Consider the following 14499-nt stretch of genomic DNA (forward strand, 5'->3'; position numbering starts at 1 on the left):
CTTGAAGATTCAAGCCATTGGCTTCAGGAAAGACGATACGGCCGGATTATTGAAAATTCAAGCGAAGTCAATAAACTGGAAACATGACGACGACCGCAGAACCCCGCTGGCTGAGCGAGGAGGAGCAGCTCGCCTGGCGCGCCTACATCGCGTCTGCCCAGCTGGTCTCCGACGCCCTCGACCGGCAGCTCCAGCGCGACGCGGGCATGCCGCACGCGTACTACGCCCTGCTCGTGTGGCTCTCCGAGAGGCCCGAGCGCCGCATGCGCATGACCGAACTGGCCGAACGCTCGAAGATTACGCGCAGCCGCCTCTCCCATGCCATTTCCCGCCTGGAGCAGAACGGCTGGGTCCGCCGCGAGAACTGCCCCAGCGACCGGCGCGGCCAGCTCGCCGTCCTGACGGACGAGGGCCTCGAGGCGCTGACCGCCGCCGCCCCCGGCCATGTCGAGGCGGTCCGCAACGCCATCTTCGACCGGCTCACCCCGGAGCAGATCCAGCAGCTCGGCGAGATCCACCGCGTGATCGCGGAAGGCCTCCAGCCGCGGCTGGGCACGGCCGCCGACCTGCCCTGGCTGCGCTGACCCGTCAGCTACCTGTGCCGGTTGCCGTCGTACGGGACTCCAGGTCCCGGCGCGTCGCGTCCCCGTACTCCCCGTCCTCGTCGCCGCGGATCCCGTACCAGAGCTGGAAACGGGCCACCGCCGCGGCGAGGACGGTGTCGTACCGGCCGTCGACCCTGCCGTCCGGGTAGACGTCCGGGATCTGGAGCAGCCGCGACTGCAGGTCGGAGACGTCCGTGCCGCTGTCGCCCTGGCGCAGCACGGCGGCCTGCGGCTGCGCGGAGGCGCTCGCTCGGGCGCTGGGGCCTGCGCTGCTCTGGGGGGCGGTCGGGGACGCCGGGACGACGATCCGGGCGGTCAGGACGAGGGCGAGGATGAACCCGCCGCCGATGCTCGCCGCAATGATCGCGGACAGGCGGGCCCTCCGCCATGGGGCGGGGCGCCGGTGGGGGCGCAGGTCCAGGACCTCGGTGTCGTCGTCCGGGGGTGGCGGCGGGGGAGGGGGCGATGCCTGGGGCGCCTCGGAGGCTTTGGCGGCCTGCGTGGGCTCCATGGTCTTCGCGGACTCCGTGGGGCGGAACAGCTCGTCGTCGTCCAGTCGCCGGGCCGTTCTGAGCGGCCCGATGACCCGCGTCGGTTCGATGACCGTCCGCTTGGATTCGGTCGCCACATCAGCCTCCCTGGGCTCCTCTGACTCCCCCCGACGCTGACGCTAGGAGCCGTTGTCGCCGGTTCGGGTGACATTGCGCGTTGTGCCTCCCGAGGGGCGGCGGAGGCGCTAGGCGACGCCAACTGACCGCCGTGGCAGGGGTTCTAGGGCTCGGCGTTCAGCTCCTTCTCGTACCAAGCGACGTCCCAATACCGCCCGAACTTGCGCCCGACCTCCCGGTACACCCCGACCGGCCGGAAGCCGAAGCGCGCGTGCAGCCGCTCCGAGGCCTCGTTGGGCTGGGCGACGCCGGCGTAGGCGCGGTGCAGGTCCTCGGTCGCCAGGGCTTCGAAGAGCGCCTCGTAGAGGAGGGTGCCGATGCCCCGGCCGCCCACGTCGGGCGCGAGGTAGACGGTGACCTCGACGGAAGTGGCATAAGCCGCCTTGGGCCGGAAAGGGCTACTGGTGGCGTATCCGAGGATCCGGCCGGGGTTGGGGCCGCGGACCGCTTCGCAGGCAACCAAAAGGCGGTACGGCCCGTCTTCCGGGTGGGAGACCAGCCACGGGCGGCGCTGTTCCGGCGTCAGGGGTTCGAGGTCAAAGGTGATCGGGGTCTCACGGACGTAGTGGTTGTAGAGCTCGGTGAGGGCCTCCAGATCCTCCTCCCGACCGGGCCTGACCTGGACGTCCATACGCTCTGGCAACGAGCCACCTCCCTGTGTGGCCGCACAGGGTACTGCAAGATCGTAAAAATCGGCGGCATGGATGGGAATTGTGTCCGGATTCCAGTCGTTATCCCTTTTCGAGTGGGCAGCTGCACGGTAACTGCTTCTGAACCCACTCAACCGACACCCGACCGAACCTTCGCAAGGGAGCACGCATGGCAACCCGTGCCGTCGCCCGTCGTACCGCTGGCGGGAACAGCAGCGCTCGCACAGGCCACGGCGAGATCGCGGACCGCGACCTCGTCGGGATGTACCTGGACGAGATCGCGCGTACTCCGCTGCTCGACGCCGCGCAGGAGGTCGAGCTTTCCAGGACGATCGAGGCCGGCGTCTACGCCGAGCAGCTCCTGGCAGGCGAGGAGCTCGGACAGGGCGCGGCCGCGAGCCGCGAGGAGCTCGAGGCGATAGCCGCCGACGGAGCCCGCGCCAAGGACGTCTTCATACGCTCCAACCTGCGCCTCGTCGTCGCGGTAGCCCGACGCTACCCGCGCAGCGGCCTGCCGCTTCTCGACCTCATCCAGGAGGGCAACGCCGGCCTGGTGCGCGCCGTCGAGAAGTTCGACTACGCCAAGGGCTTCAAGTTCTCGACGTACGCGACCTGGTGGATCCGTCAGGCCATCACCCGGTCCATCGCCGACCAGTCCCGGACCATCCGGCTCCCCGTCCACCTCGTGGAGGAGCTGGGCCGCGTCCGCCGCGTCCAGCGCGAGTTCAACCGCGAGCACGGACGCGACCCCGAGCACGCCGAGATCGCGGCCGAGCTGGACTCCACGCCCGAGCGCATCGCCGACGTACTCGACTGGGCCCGCGACCCGGTCAGCCTCAACATGGCCGTCGACGACGAGGGCGAGACCCAGTTCGGCGACCTCGTCGAGGACACCTCCGCCGCCTCCCCCGAGGACTCCGTCCTCGTCATGCTGCGCCGCGAGGAGCTGGAGGACCTGATCGGCCGCCTCGACGACCGCACCGCCTCCATCATCCGTGCCCGCTATGGCATCGAGGACGGCCGCGAGCGCACCCTCACCGAGGTCGGCAAGCAGCACGGCCTCACCCGCGAGCGCATCCGCCAGATCGAGAAGCACGCTCTTGCCGATCTCAAGCGCATGGCCCGAGCATCAGGTCTTGCATACGAAGCCGCCTAACCGCTCACGGCTTGCGGCCTCCCTGAGCCGAGCCCCCGGTGCCCTCCCCCCGGCACCGGGGGCTCACTGTTGAATTCAGCCCGTCCGGCGTCTGAGGTCCGGGGGACCCCGGTCGAAGGCTGGGGCAGAGCCCCAGCGGGTCCCGGGCGGAGCCCGGTTTCGGGAAGAGGCGGGGTGGGGGATTCCAACCGCCGCAGGCCCACTGATCCGGCCCCCGATGCCCGGGTCGGCCCGAATATTGCCCGAGTCTGTTTACTTTCCCGCAACGCGGGCGTACGGTGTGCCGAAACCACAGGTTCGGACACGAAACGGACTCACCCAGACATGTACGCACCGGAGCGCCAGCAGGAAATCCTGCGCCTCGCCCGCGACCGCGGTCGCGTCGACGTCCCCTCCCTCGCCGAGGAGTTCGACGTCACGCCCGAGACCGTCCGCCGGGACCTGAAGGCGCTGGACCGAGCCGGCCTCATTCGACGCGTGCACGGCGGTGCGATCCCCACCGGCCGCCTGGACTTCGAGCCCGACCTGACCGAGCGCGAGGCGACCGCCGCCGACGAGAAGGACCGCATCGCCAAAACGGCCCTCGCCGAGCTACCCGCCGACGGCAGCGTCGTGATCGACGCCGGCACCACCACCGCCCGCTTCGTCGCCGCCCTTCCCCTGGACTCCCGCCTCACCGTCGTCACCCACGCCCTCCCCATCGCCGCCCGCCTCGCGGAGTACCCGGACCTCACCCTCCACCTGGTCGGCGGCCGGCTACGCCACCGCACGCGCGCAGCCGTCGGCGAGTGGGCGCTCAACGCGTACGGCGACATCAACGCGGACGTCGCCTTCATCGCCGCCAACGGCTTCTCCCTCGCCACCGACGGCAAGGGCGGCCTGACCACCCCCGACCTCGCCGAGGCAGCGGTGAAGCGGGCCATGATCCGCGCCGCCCGCAGGGTCGTACTGCTCGCCGACTCCTCGAAGTTCGGGCAGGCGCACTTCGCCCGCTTCGGCGAGCTGGCCGACGTGGACGTGCTGATCACGGACCAGGGACTGAGCCCCGAGGACGCCCGCGCGATCGAGCGCGCCGGCACGGAAGTGGTGCGCGCATGATCGTGACCGTCACCCCCAACCCGAGCCTGGACCGTACGTACGAGGTGCCGTCCCTGGACCGCGGCGAAGTGCTCCGCGCCACCGCCGACCGGGTCGACCCCGGCGGCAAGGGCGTCAACGTCTCCCGCGCGGTCGCCGCGGCCGGGCAGCGCACGATCGCCGTGCTTCCGCTCGGCGGGCCGGAAGGCGCACTGCTCACCCGGCTCCTGGCCGAGCAGGGCATCGAGGCGGCCGGCGTCGAGATCAGCGGCCGGACCCGGATCAACATCTCCATCGCCGAACCCGACGGCACCCTCACCAAGGTCAACGCGGCCGGCCCCCACCTGTGCCCCGCCGAGTCCGAGGCGCTGCTCGACGCCGTACGCACCCGCTCCGCCGGCGCCGACTGGATCGCCTGCTGCGGCAGCCTGCCGCGCGGCCTGGCCCCCGCCTGGTACGCCGAGCTGGTCGTCCGCGCCCACCGCGCCGGAGCCCGCATCGCCCTGGACACCTCGGGCCCGTCGCTGCTGGCCGCGCTGCGCGAGTGCCCCGACGTGGTCAAGCCGAACGCCGAGGAGCTGGCCCAGGCCGTCGGGCGCCCGCTCACCACCATCGGCGACGCGGTCAAGGCCGCCGACGAGCTGCGTGCGATGGGCGCCCGCGCCGTCCTCGCCAGCCTCGGCGCCGACGGCCAGCTGCTGGTCGACGACACGGGCACGTACTACGGCCGTGCCGACGTCCCCGCAGGCGCCGTACGCAGCAACGTGGGCGCCGGCGACGCCTCGCTCGCGGGCTTCCTCACCGCGGGCGGCACCGGCGCCGCCGCCCTCGCCTCGGCCGTCGCGCACGGCGCGGCCGCCGTCCAACTCCCCGGGAGCGTCATGCCGACGCCCGAGGACCTCGAACCCTCGGCGGTCACCACGACCACCGATGTCCCGATCGACCGTCTCCTTCGGGAGCCGGCGTGAGGAACCACGTCCCCAACTCCTCTCGTAATGGAGCCGCGCGATGAGCGACATGATCACCGCGGATCTGGTCGATCTCGACCTGACCGCCGACACCAAGGAAGCCGCGACGCGTTCCCTCGCGGAGCGTCTGGTCGCCGCTGGCCGGGTCACCGACCTGGACGGCTTCCTTGCCGACGTGGCGGCCCGTGAGCTGCAGATGCCGACCGGGCTCGACGGCGGCATCGGTATCCCGCACTGCCGCAGTGAGCACGTCACCGAGGCGTCCCTCGCCTTCGGCCGCAGCGCCGCCAAGGTCGACTTCGGTGCGCCCGACGGTCCGGCCGACCTCATCTTCCTCATCGCCGCCCCGGCGGGCGCGGACAGCGACCACCTGACGATCCTGTCAGCGCTGGCCCGCCGCCTGATGGACGGCGACTTCACGGGCGCGCTGCGCTCCGCCGACGACGCGGAGTACGTCGCGGCCCTCATCCGCGGTGACGTCGAACCGTCCGCGGAACCCCAGACCGCCGCCGCACCCGAGACCCCGGGAGTGGCCTCCTCTTCGGGCGCGGCGGCAACCAACCCTCCGGCGGACGAGCCCTTCCGCATCGTCGCGGTGACCTCCTGCCCGACCGGCATCGCCCACACCTACATGGCCGCCGAGTCCCTGCAGCGGGCCGCCGCCGACAAGGGCATAGCGCTGACCGTCGAGACCCAGGGTTCGGCCGGCTTCACCCGGATCGACCCCTCAGTCATCGCCTCCGCCGACGCCGTGATCTTCGCCCACGACGTGGAGGTCCGCGAGAAGGAGCGCTTCGCCGGCAAGCCGACCGTCGACGTGGGCGTCAAGGCGGGCATCAACCGCCCCGACGAGCTCATCGACGAGGCCCGCGGCAAGGCGGCCCGCGGTGAGGCCACCGCCCCCGCCGCAGGTGGCGGCGTCCCGATGGACAAGGGCGCCGGGGCGAACGACCACTTCGGCACCAAGCTCCGCAAGTGGCTGATGACGGGCGTCAGTTACATGGTGCCGTTCGTCGCCGCAGGTGGTCTGCTGATCGCCCTGTCGTTCGCGGTCGGCGGCTACGAGATCGTCAACGCCAAGTCCGTCGTCGATCACTTCGACTGGGCCGACAAGGCGAGCTGGGCCGCCCTGATGTTCCAGATCGGCGCCGGGGCCTTCAGCTTCCTGATCCCGGTTTTGGCCGGCTTCATCGCCTACGGCATGGCGGACCGCCCCGGACTGGTCCCCGGCTTCGTCGGCGGCTATATCGCGGTCACCATCAAGGCGGGCTTCCTCGGCGGTCTGATCGCCGGTCTGATCGCGGGTGCGGTGGTCCTCGCCATCCAGAAGGTCCACGTCCACAAGACGTTGCGTGGCGTGATGCCGGTGGTGGTCATCCCTCTCCTGTCCTCGATCGTCGTCGGATTCCTGATGTTCGTCGTGATCGGCAAGCCGATCGCCTCGGCCCAGAAAGGGATGACCGACTGGCTGAGCAGCCTGTCCGGTGCCAACGCGATCATCCTGGGCGTCATCCTCGGCCTGATGATGTGCTTCGACCTCGGCGGACCCGTCAACAAGGTCGCCTACGCCTTCGCCACCGGCGGCATCGCGGTCACCAACCCCACCCCCGGCTCTCTGAAGATCATGGCCGCCGTCATGGCCGCGGGCATGGTCCCGCCGCTCGCCATGGCCCTGGCGACCGTGGTCCGCGGCAAGCTCTTCACCGAGGAGGAACGCGAGAACGGCAAGGCCGCCTGGGTCCTCGGTGCCTCCTTCATCTCCGAGGGCGCGATCCCCTTCGCGGCCGCCGACCCGCTGCGGGTCATCCCGTCCTCCATGGTGGGCGGCGCGGTCACCGGCGCCCTGGCCATGGCGTTCGGCAACACGCTGCGCGCCCCGCACGGCGGCATCTTCGTGGTCCCGCTGATCGGCAAGCCGTTCCTCTACCTGATCGCCATCGCCGCCGGCACCGCGGTTGCCGCCGGTCTGGTGATCCTGCTCAAGGGCCTCCGTAAGACCCCTGAGCTCGCCCCTGCCGAGGCCGCCCAGGCCGCCGCCGAGGCCAAGGTCCCCGTCGCCGCATAATCCGGCCCCGGGTCAGGCCCGGCCACGCGTCCTTCCCCCGACGTGTGGCCGGGCCTTCGGCGTACGGGCGGACCCGTACCCTTGACCGTATGAGCACCCCCGCCCCCAACCCCGATCCCGCCGCCGCGCTGATCTTCGACGACCCGCTGGACCGCCCCTCGGCGGACGACAGCGATGCCGGCTGGGGTGACCGCCCGGCCCAGAGCAGTGGCAGCGCCGCCGATCTCGCCCGCTTTCTCGACGAGAAGCCCCCGCACCACCTCTGAGCCTCTGGGCCGAGCCGGCGACTAGCGGAAGCTCTTCGCCCCGCCGTGATCGGTCGGCGCGGGCACCGTCACATCCCGCCCCGCCGCCTCGCGGGCCAGCAGATCGCGGATCTCGGTCAGCAGCTCGACCTCGGTCGGAGCCAGTGCCTCCTCCTTGCCGTTCTTCAGCCGCTCGTTGAACTTGTTCATGGGCAGAATCAGCAGGAAGTAGACAACGGCTGCCGTGATCGTGAACGTCAACGCCGCGCCGAGCACCGAACCGTAGGCGATGGCCACGCCCGACTTGATCTCACCCGCCGCACTGACCTGGCACTGGGCCTTCAGGCACCACGCGTAGCCGTCGAGGTTCTGCGTGCCGATGAGCCCGACGACCGGGTTGATGATGCCCTTCACAAACGCGTCGACAATCTTGCTGAACGCCGCGCCTACCACGACGGCGACGGCCAGTTCGACGACATTGCCTCGCAGGAGGAAGGCCTTGAAGCCCTTCAACAGAGACAGTCCCTTCGTTTTCTTTCAGCCGTGACCCCGGCTAGCGGCGCTGCTGTGCCAGCAGGTCACGGATGTCGGTGAGCAGATCGGCCTCCGAGAGTACGGGCTCGCCCACCTGCTTCTTGCGGCGGTTGTACGCATTGAGCGGGAGCACGACCACGAAGTACACCGCGGTGGCGGCCAGGGTGAAAGTGACCGCCGCCCCGATGACGGAACCCCACAGGACGGCGACCCCCTTCGTGACCTCGCCACCGGCGATGGTGCAAGGCCCCTTGATGCAGGACGCGTACGAGTCGAGGTTCTTCGACCCGAACGCTCCGATCAACGGATTGAGCACGCCCTTGACGAACGCGTCGACCACCGCGCCGAAGGCCGTACCGATGACGACCGCGACGGCGAGCTCGACGACATTGCCGCGCCACAGGAATTCCTTGAAACCCTTCACACCGGTCGATTGTTCGCTTCGGCGCCGGAACGGCCAACCCCTCGCACCTGTATGGAGGTTGATTGCATGCTTTCGAGTGGCCGGAACCCGGGGCTCAGCACAGCACCACCCCCAGCGCCGAGTTCGCGGCCGCCCCGCTCAGCGCGGCTGCCGTCGGACGTGGCACCGCCAGCACGATGAGCGCCCCGCCGTCCGGGGGCGGCCCGTCCGTCGGCTCGTCGGCCCGCGCCTCCGGCACCCCGACCACGGGCACGGACCGCGCGACCACCCGCGCACCGGCCAGCACATCCACCCGGTCGCCCGGTCTGAGCAACCCCACGGCTGCCGCGTCGGCGATCCGCACCGGTGCCCGCACCACCTCCCGCGCCGTCACGGGCGAGGCGGCGGCCCGCGGCGTACGCACCACCCTGGCGTCACCGCGCGGCGCGGAGGCCGCGAGGGCCGCCGCGGTGACCGCGAGGCCCGCCGCCATCGCCCTGCGCCGGATCCGGACCGCCCGGCGGATCCGGTGCCGCCCGCCGCCCGCCCGGATCGGCCCGAAGACCGGCACCCCGCACGGCGGTGGGGGCACCGCCCAGCCGCCAGGCCGGGGGAGAGTCCCCGACACACCCACTCGACCCACGCTGCTCTCAGACAACGCGACCACCCCCTGTCCCTGCCGCTCGGCTGACTGATCTCCACCATGCCCCACAGCCCGGACACCCCGCAGCGAGCCGCCCCCAACCTGTGGATAACTCGCCGGTTGTGGATAACTCGATCACCCGTTCGATGGACATTATGGGGCGACTCTGGCCAAGCCGCCGCTCGGGTGCTCTGCTGGTAACAGACATTCGTTCGATACGCGGAGGCGGAGGTGATGACCGTGCCCCACAAGACCGTGCCTCACAAGACGGCGCACCAGCCGGGGGACGTCGGCCGCCGGGTGGCGCTGCGGCGCGAACAGCTGGGACTGACGCTGGAGGAGGTGGCGGCACGGGCCGGCATGGCACCGAGCTATGTTCAGTACGTGGAGGAGCAGTCGGACACGATCGGTTCGAGCGCGCTGCTGCGGCTCGCCGCCGCCCTCCGCACGACCGGCAGACAACTGCTCGGCGTGGGCCCCGAGCATCCGGCGGAGGCCCTTGCGCCGCCCCCTCAGACCGTTCTGCAGGAGATGGACCCGACCGACTGCTGGAGCCGCTTGGCCGAACACGGCGTCGGACGGCTCGCGTTGGCCACGGACGACGGCCCGGCGGTCCTGCCGGTCAACTACGCCGTCATCGCCGGCGCGATCGTCTACCGGACCGAGTCAGGCGAGGCCCCGGCCGCCGCCGTGGGCAGCGAGGTGGGCTTCGAGATCGATCAGGTCGACGAGGCGATCGCCGCCGGGTGGAGCGTGCTCGCCGTCGGCACGGCCGAGCGCGTCACACCGTCCGAGGAGGAAGCCGCGGGGAAGCGGGACCTGTGGATACGCATCATCCCGGACCGGGTCAGCGGCTGCCTCATACGCGAGAGTCAGGGATGAGCACGGCGGCCCCGTTGACCCGGTCCTCGGCCAGATCGGTGAGCGCCTGGTCGGCGCGATTCAGCGAATAGGGGGTGACGACGGCCCGGATCCCGATCCGGGCGGCCAGAGCGAGGAACTCCCGCCCGTCCTGCCGGGTGTTGGAGGTGACGCTGCGCAGCTGGCGCTCCTGGAAGAGGTGGCGCTGGTAGTTCAGTACGGGGATGTCGGTGAGGTGGATCCCGGCGACCGCGAGTGTCCCGCCGCGGTCCAGGGCCTCCAGCGCCACGGGCACCAGGTCGCCCACCGGCGCGAAGAGGATCGCCGAGTCCAGCGGCTCCGGGGGCGCCTCCCGAGCGTCCCGCGCCGAGGCCGCGCCCAGCGCCAGGGCGAGCACCCGGGCCGGCTCCGACCGGGTCAGCACATGGACGGTGGCCCCCTCGGCCACCGCGACCTGTGCGGCCAGGTGTGCCGACGCCCCGAAGCCGTAGATGCCGAGCCGCCCGCCAGGCGGCAGGTCGCTGCGGCGCAGTGCGCGGTAGCCGATGATCCCCGCGCAGAGCAGCGGCGCCAGCTGGGCCGCCTCGGGGCCGTCCGGCAGCTCGTACGCGTACTCCTCGGGCGCGAGCGTGTAGTCGGCGAAGCCGCCGTCGGCATCCCAGCCGGTGTAGACGGATTCGGGGCAGAGGTTCTCGTGGCCGGCCGTGCAGTAGCGGCAGATCCCGCAGGTGCCGCGCAGCCAGGCCACCCCGGCCCGGTCGCCCTCCCGGAAGCGGGTGACCCCGGACCCGGTGCCGATCACCCGGCCGACCACCTCGTGGCCGGGTACGGTCTCGGGCCGGCGGGGCGGCAGGTCGCCCTCCGCGAGGTGCAGGTCCGTCCGGCAGACCCCGCACGCCTCGACCCGCAGCAGCAGCTCACCCGGCCCCGGCTCCGGCACCGGGCGGCGCACCTTCGCCAGGGGCTCCGTCACCATCCGCCCCGGCCGGTCCACGACCCACCCGCTCAGCATGCTTCCAGTCTGCGTCCTGACGCGGTTGGACGCCCGCGTCGACCCACCCGCCCGAAAGACCCCCACCCCAAAGACCCCCACCCGACCAACCAACCAACCAAGGGAGCTTCGACTGTGATGTCCGTCACGACATGCGTTCGGGCCCCGCCGGACGAATCGGCGGGGCCCGAACGAGGAATCAGGCTGCGACGGTGCTCAGGCGGCCGAGCTGCCGCTCGACGAGCCGGTCCCGGCGCTGGAGGAGCTGGTGGTGCTCGGCGTGCTCGACGGCTTCGAGTCGCTGCCGCCGGAAGCGGCGGGCTTCGCCGCCGGGGTGCTGCTGGACGACGAGCTGCGGCTGTCGGTCCGGTAGAAGCCGGAGCCCTTGAAGACGACACCGACCGCTGAGAAGACCTTGCGCAGGCGTCCGTCACACGCCGGGCACTCGCTGAGCGCGTCGTCGGTGAACTTCTGCACCACCTCGAGGCCCTCGCCACAAGCGGTGCACTGGTACTGGTAGGTCGGCACTTGCTCCTCCTGGCACTCTCACTCAGTGAGTGCTAACGACGGTCAATAGTGCAGCATTCCGCGTCCTCAGTCCACTGCGACCGGCACTTGGTGACCGATCCCACGGGCCACGACCCGGCCGGCGGGCCGCCGGGCGAGCCGGCCGCGCAGGGCGACCACCGTGGCCAGGGCCAGGGCGGTGCCGGCCAGCGGCACCACGAACCCGGCACTGGCGCCGAAGCCGTCGGCCAGCTGACCGGCGACAGTGACCGCCGCGGCCTGCCCCAGGGCGACCGAGCCGGTGAGCCAGGTGAAGGCCTCGGTGCGCGCGGTCGCCGGGACCAGGCCCTCGACCAGGGTGAAGCCGGTGATCAGCGCCGGAGCTATGCACAGGCCGACCAGCAGCCCGGCGGCGCCCATCAGCGGCACCGAGTGGACGGCCCACAGGGTCGACGCGGCCAGGGTCAGGGCGGCGTAGCCGACGAGCAGGCGGCGGCGCGGGCCGGTCTTCCAGGCGATGGCACCGCACACGAGGCCGGCGAGCATGTTGCCGGCCGCGAAGATCCCGTAGAGCACGCCGTTGATCCCCGGCTGCCCGGCCTCCTGTGCGAAGGCGGTCAGCGAGACCTGCATACCGCCGAAGACGGCGCCGATGCCGAGGAAGGCCACGGCCAGCACTCGCACACCCGGCACGGTCAGCGCCGAGGCGCGCTTCTCGCGGGCGGCCCCGGCTTCCTCGGCGACGCGGTTCGGCACGGGCTGGGTCCGGCGCTGGGCGGCGAACAGCAGCCCGCCGGCCAGCGTCAGCGAGGCCTCGGCGACCAGACCGGCCGCCGGGTGCACGCCGGCGCACAGCGCGGTGGCCAGCACCGGGCCGATGACGAAGGTGAACTCGTCCGTCACCGACTCGAAGGCCGCAGCCGTCTGCATCAGCGGCGATCCGGAGTCCAGCGTCGCCGCCCACCGGGCCCGCACCATCGGACCGACCTGCGGCACCGAGGCACCCGCCGGCACAGCGGCCACGAACAGCGCCCACAGCGGGGCGTGCGCCAGCGCCAGCACGGTCAGCAGCGCCACCGACGCCGCGTGCACCAGCACGCCCGGCATCAGCACGGCGCCCTGCCCGTAGCGGTCGGCGAGCTTGCCGCTCTGCGGCGCGAACAGCGCCATGGCGACGCCCGTGGCGGCGGCGACCACGCCCGCCGTGCCGTAGGAGCCCGTCGTGTGCTCGACGAGCAGCACGATGCCGATGGTCAGCATCGCGAAGGGCTGCCGCGCCGCGAAGCCGGGCAGCAGGAAGCCCCACGCGCCGGGCGTGCGCAGCAGTTGCCCGTATCCGGGCTTGAACCCCTCTCGGGGCGAACGAGTGACCGTGGATGCCACGGCCGGGCCTTTCTGCCGCCTGGTAGCGGGCCCCGTCACTTCAGGGGCTGCGCCGAGAACTGTCCTCTCGCGCCGTACCGGGGTAGATACCGGGTCGGTACCCGGCCGCCAAGCGGTTGCGCCAGCTCTTCATCAGACAGAGTTGGTGTTTCCAGCATTTCCATCATGTTTCAACAGCCACCTATCCTAGCGTGTTCCGCCGTCCCCACGACCGCCGGTACCCAGCCAGCCTGCGAGTTTTCCGCCACGTCCGATCGCCCGCAGCCGCGCCTCCGACTCGTCGCGGACCGGGTCGGTCGCCACCACGAGCAGTTCGTCCCCGCGCCGCAGCACCGTCGTGGGCAGCGGCACAAAGCTCGTCCCGTCGCGAACGACCAGCGTCACCCCGGCCCCGGCGGGCAGCCGCAACTCGCCGACCTCCACGCCGTGCATCCGTGAGGCCTCGGGGATCTGGACCGACAGGAGATGCCCCCGCAGCCGTTCCAGCGGGGCCGACTCGATGCCCAGGTCGGCGGCCGCCTCCGGGTCGCCGAGCCGCAGCCACCGCGCCAGCCACGGCAGCGTAGGCCCCTGCACCAGGGTGTATACGATCACCAGCAGGAAGACGATGTTGAAGATCCGCCGGCTGTCCGCCACCCCCGACACCATCGGGATCGTCGCCAGCACGATCGGCACCGCCCCGCGCAGCCCCGCCCACGACACCAGCGCCTGCTCCCGCCACGGCGTACGGAAGGGCGCCAGGCTCAGCAGCACCGACACCGGCCGCGCCAACGCCGTCAGCACCAGGCCGACCACCACCGCCGGCCAGAGGTCGTCGCCCAGCTCATGCGGGGTCACCAGCAGCCCCAGCAGCACGAACAGGCCGATCTGCGCTATCCATGCCAGCCCCTCCGCGAAGCCCCGCGTCGCCGGCCCGTGCGGCAGCTTGGCATTGCCCAGCACCAGCGAGGCCACGTACACCGCCAGGAAGCCCGAGCCGTGCGCCAGCGCCCCGCCCGCGTAGGCCAGCACGGCGATCGCCATCACCGCGATCGGGTAGAGGCCCGAGGCCGGCAGCGCCAGATGCCGCATCGCGTACGCACCCAGGAAGCCGAGCGCCAGTCCGACGGCGGCCCCGATCGCCAGCTCCAGAACGATCTCACCGATCAGCACATACCAGTGCTCGATCGGCCCGGCCGTGGAGAAGGCGACGACGAGTATGACGACCGGGGCGTCGTTGAAGCCCGACTCCGCCTCCAGCACACCCGTCAGCCGGGTCGGCAGCGGCACCCTCCGCAGCACCGAGAAGACCGCCGCCGCGTCCGTGGACGACACCACCGCGCCGATGATGAGTGACTGCCGCCAGTCCAGGTCCACCAGATAGTGCGCCGCGGCCGCTGTGATGCCGACGCTGACCGCGACGCCGGCCGTCGCCAGAACGGCCGCCGCCGGCACCGCCGGCCTGATCTCCCGCCAGTGGGTGCCGAGCCCGCCCTCCGCCAGGATCACCACAAGTGCCGCATATCCCAGTACTTGGGTCAGCTCGGCGTTGTCGAAGCGCACCCCCAGCCCGTCCTGCCCTATGGCGACGCCGATGCCCAGGTAGATGAGCAGACTGGGCAGCCCGCTGCGCGACGAGAGACGCACCGCGACCACCGCGATGAGCAGTACCGCCGCGCACACCAGCAGGAGTTCGTTGAGCCGGTCGACAGTCAGGAGACGGTCCTTCCACTGGGCCGGTGACAGGGGAGGGGCACGAAGTTC

At 71.5% G+C, this 14499-nt stretch carries 16 protein-coding genes; 7 read left to right on the top strand and 9 right to left on the bottom strand.

Annotated elements, in window-relative coordinates:
• Positions 1-83 precede the first annotated feature (83 nt).
• Positions 84-584: a MarR family winged helix-turn-helix transcriptional regulator gene (locus tag ACFXJ5_RS12245; protein WP_384630265.1), complete on the top strand. Its 501-nt coding sequence runs from the start codon at positions 84-86 to the stop codon at positions 582-584.
• Positions 585-588: 4 nt separating this feature from the next.
• On the opposite strand, the gene ACFXJ5_RS12250 is transcribed toward ACFXJ5_RS12245, so the two are convergent.
• Both ACFXJ5_RS12250 and ACFXJ5_RS12255 read right to left on the bottom strand, forming a co-directional pair.
• The gene (locus tag ACFXJ5_RS12250) at positions 589-1233 is read right to left on the bottom strand and encodes a peptidoglycan-binding protein (protein ID WP_384630266.1); all 645 of its coding nucleotides are present in this window, start codon (positions 1231-1233) and stop codon (positions 589-591) included.
• A gap of 143 nt (positions 1234-1376) precedes the next feature.
• A complete protein-coding gene (locus ACFXJ5_RS12255) occupies positions 1377-1904 on the bottom strand; it encodes a GNAT family N-acetyltransferase (RefSeq protein ID WP_384630355.1) in 528 nt (175 codons plus the stop codon).
• 188 nt (positions 1905-2092) lie between these two features.
• On the opposite strand from ACFXJ5_RS12255, the gene ACFXJ5_RS12260 reads away from it, so the two are divergent.
• From ACFXJ5_RS12260 to ACFXJ5_RS12280, 5 genes are all read left to right on the top strand, one after another.
• A complete protein-coding gene (locus ACFXJ5_RS12260; protein WP_384630267.1) occupies positions 2093-3079 on the top strand; it encodes an RNA polymerase sigma factor RpoD/SigA in 987 nt (328 codons plus the stop codon).
• A gap of 324 nt (positions 3080-3403) precedes the next feature.
• Complete coding sequence (locus ACFXJ5_RS12265; protein WP_384630268.1) at positions 3404-4177, top strand: DeoR/GlpR family DNA-binding transcription regulator; 774 nt, start codon at positions 3404-3406, stop codon at positions 4175-4177.
• Positions 4174-5124, top strand: coding sequence for a 1-phosphofructokinase (gene pfkB, locus ACFXJ5_RS12270; protein ID WP_384630269.1), 951 nt, complete (start codon positions 4174-4176; stop codon positions 5122-5124). The genes ACFXJ5_RS12265 and pfkB overlap by 4 nt, the downstream gene beginning before the upstream one ends.
• A gap of 40 nt (positions 5125-5164) precedes the next feature.
• The gene (locus tag ACFXJ5_RS12275) at positions 5165-7189 is read left to right on the top strand and encodes a fructose-specific PTS transporter subunit EIIC (protein ID WP_384630270.1); all 2025 of its coding nucleotides are present in this window, start codon (positions 5165-5167) and stop codon (positions 7187-7189) included.
• Between the two features lie 89 nt (positions 7190-7278).
• Entirely contained in the window at positions 7279-7455 is a 177-nt protein-coding gene (locus ACFXJ5_RS12280; RefSeq protein WP_384630271.1) for a hypothetical protein, read from the top strand.
• A 21-nt stretch (positions 7456-7476) separates the two neighbouring features.
• Here the strand turns inward: ACFXJ5_RS12280 and mscL are convergent, their stop codons facing one another.
• The 3 genes from mscL to ACFXJ5_RS12295 all read right to left on the bottom strand — a co-directional run bounded on the left by mscL (position 7477) and on the right by ACFXJ5_RS12295 (position 8963).
• Positions 7477-7947 carry a large conductance mechanosensitive channel protein MscL gene (gene mscL, locus ACFXJ5_RS12285; protein ID WP_384630272.1) on the bottom strand — a complete coding sequence of 157 codons (471 nt, stop codon included), beginning with the start codon at positions 7945-7947 and terminating at the stop codon, positions 7477-7479.
• Positions 7948-7987: 40 nt separating this feature from the next.
• Entirely contained in the window at positions 7988-8392 is a 405-nt protein-coding gene (locus tag ACFXJ5_RS12290) for an MscL family protein (RefSeq protein WP_384630273.1), read from the bottom strand.
• Between the two features lie 94 nt (positions 8393-8486).
• Positions 8487-8963 carry a hypothetical protein gene (locus ACFXJ5_RS12295; protein WP_384630274.1) on the bottom strand — a complete coding sequence of 159 codons (477 nt, stop codon included), beginning with the start codon at positions 8961-8963 and terminating at the stop codon, positions 8487-8489.
• A 285-nt stretch (positions 8964-9248) separates the two neighbouring features.
• Between ACFXJ5_RS12295 and ACFXJ5_RS12300 the strand changes: the two genes are divergently transcribed.
• Positions 9249-9896 carry a helix-turn-helix domain-containing protein gene (locus ACFXJ5_RS12300; protein ID WP_384630275.1) on the top strand — a complete coding sequence of 216 codons (648 nt, stop codon included), beginning with the start codon at positions 9249-9251 and terminating at the stop codon, positions 9894-9896.
• On the opposite strand, the gene ACFXJ5_RS12305 is transcribed toward ACFXJ5_RS12300, so the two are convergent.
• From ACFXJ5_RS12305 to ACFXJ5_RS12320, 4 genes are all read right to left on the bottom strand, one after another.
• Positions 9874-10887: a zinc-dependent alcohol dehydrogenase family protein gene (locus ACFXJ5_RS12305; protein ID WP_384630276.1), complete on the bottom strand. Its 1014-nt coding sequence runs from the start codon at positions 10885-10887 to the stop codon at positions 9874-9876. The two genes, ACFXJ5_RS12300 and ACFXJ5_RS12305, sit on opposite strands and share 23 nt — an antisense overlap.
• A gap of 195 nt (positions 10888-11082) precedes the next feature.
• Entirely contained in the window at positions 11083-11394 is a 312-nt protein-coding gene (locus ACFXJ5_RS12310) for an FmdB family zinc ribbon protein (RefSeq protein ID WP_384630277.1), read from the bottom strand.
• 66 nt (positions 11395-11460) lie between these two features.
• Positions 11461-12756 carry an MFS transporter gene (locus ACFXJ5_RS12315; RefSeq protein WP_384630278.1) on the bottom strand — a complete coding sequence of 432 codons (1296 nt, stop codon included), beginning with the start codon at positions 12754-12756 and terminating at the stop codon, positions 11461-11463.
• A 186-nt stretch (positions 12757-12942) separates the two neighbouring features.
• On the bottom strand, positions 12943-14481 hold the full coding sequence (locus tag ACFXJ5_RS12320; RefSeq protein ID WP_384630356.1) for a potassium/proton antiporter: 1539 nt from the start codon (positions 14479-14481) through the stop codon (positions 12943-12945).
• Between the last annotated feature and the right edge of the window lie 18 nt (positions 14482-14499).

Source organism: Streptomyces sp. NPDC059373, from assembly GCF_042751495.1.
Classification (GTDB): domain Bacteria; phylum Actinomycetota; class Actinomycetes; order Streptomycetales; family Streptomycetaceae; genus Actinacidiphila.

Bases quoted from the DNA above. Each gene is read 5' to 3' on its own strand.
- ACFXJ5_RS12245 (WP_384630265.1), top strand. From the start codon at position 84: ATGACGACGACCGCAGAACCCCGCTGGCTGAGCGAGGAGGAGCAGCTC.
- ACFXJ5_RS12255 (WP_384630355.1), bottom strand. From the start codon at position 1,904: ATGGACGTCCAGGTCAGGCCCGGTCGGGAGGAGGATCTGGAGGCCCTC.
- ACFXJ5_RS12260 (WP_384630267.1), top strand. From the start codon at position 2,093: ATGGCAACCCGTGCCGTCGCCCGTCGTACCGCTGGCGGGAACAGCAGC.
- ACFXJ5_RS12265 (WP_384630268.1), top strand. From the start codon at position 3,404: ATGTACGCACCGGAGCGCCAGCAGGAAATCCTGCGCCTCGCCCGCGAC.
- pfkB (WP_384630269.1), top strand. From the start codon at position 4,174: ATGATCGTGACCGTCACCCCCAACCCGAGCCTGGACCGTACGTACGAG.
- ACFXJ5_RS12275 (WP_384630270.1), top strand. From the start codon at position 5,165: ATGAGCGACATGATCACCGCGGATCTGGTCGATCTCGACCTGACCGCC.
- ACFXJ5_RS12280 (WP_384630271.1), top strand. From the start codon at position 7,279: ATGAGCACCCCCGCCCCCAACCCCGATCCCGCCGCCGCGCTGATCTTC.
- ACFXJ5_RS12300 (WP_384630275.1), top strand. From the start codon at position 9,249: ATGACCGTGCCCCACAAGACCGTGCCTCACAAGACGGCGCACCAGCCG.
- ACFXJ5_RS12305 (WP_384630276.1), bottom strand. From the start codon at position 10,887: ATGCTGAGCGGGTGGGTCGTGGACCGGCCGGGGCGGATGGTGACGGAG.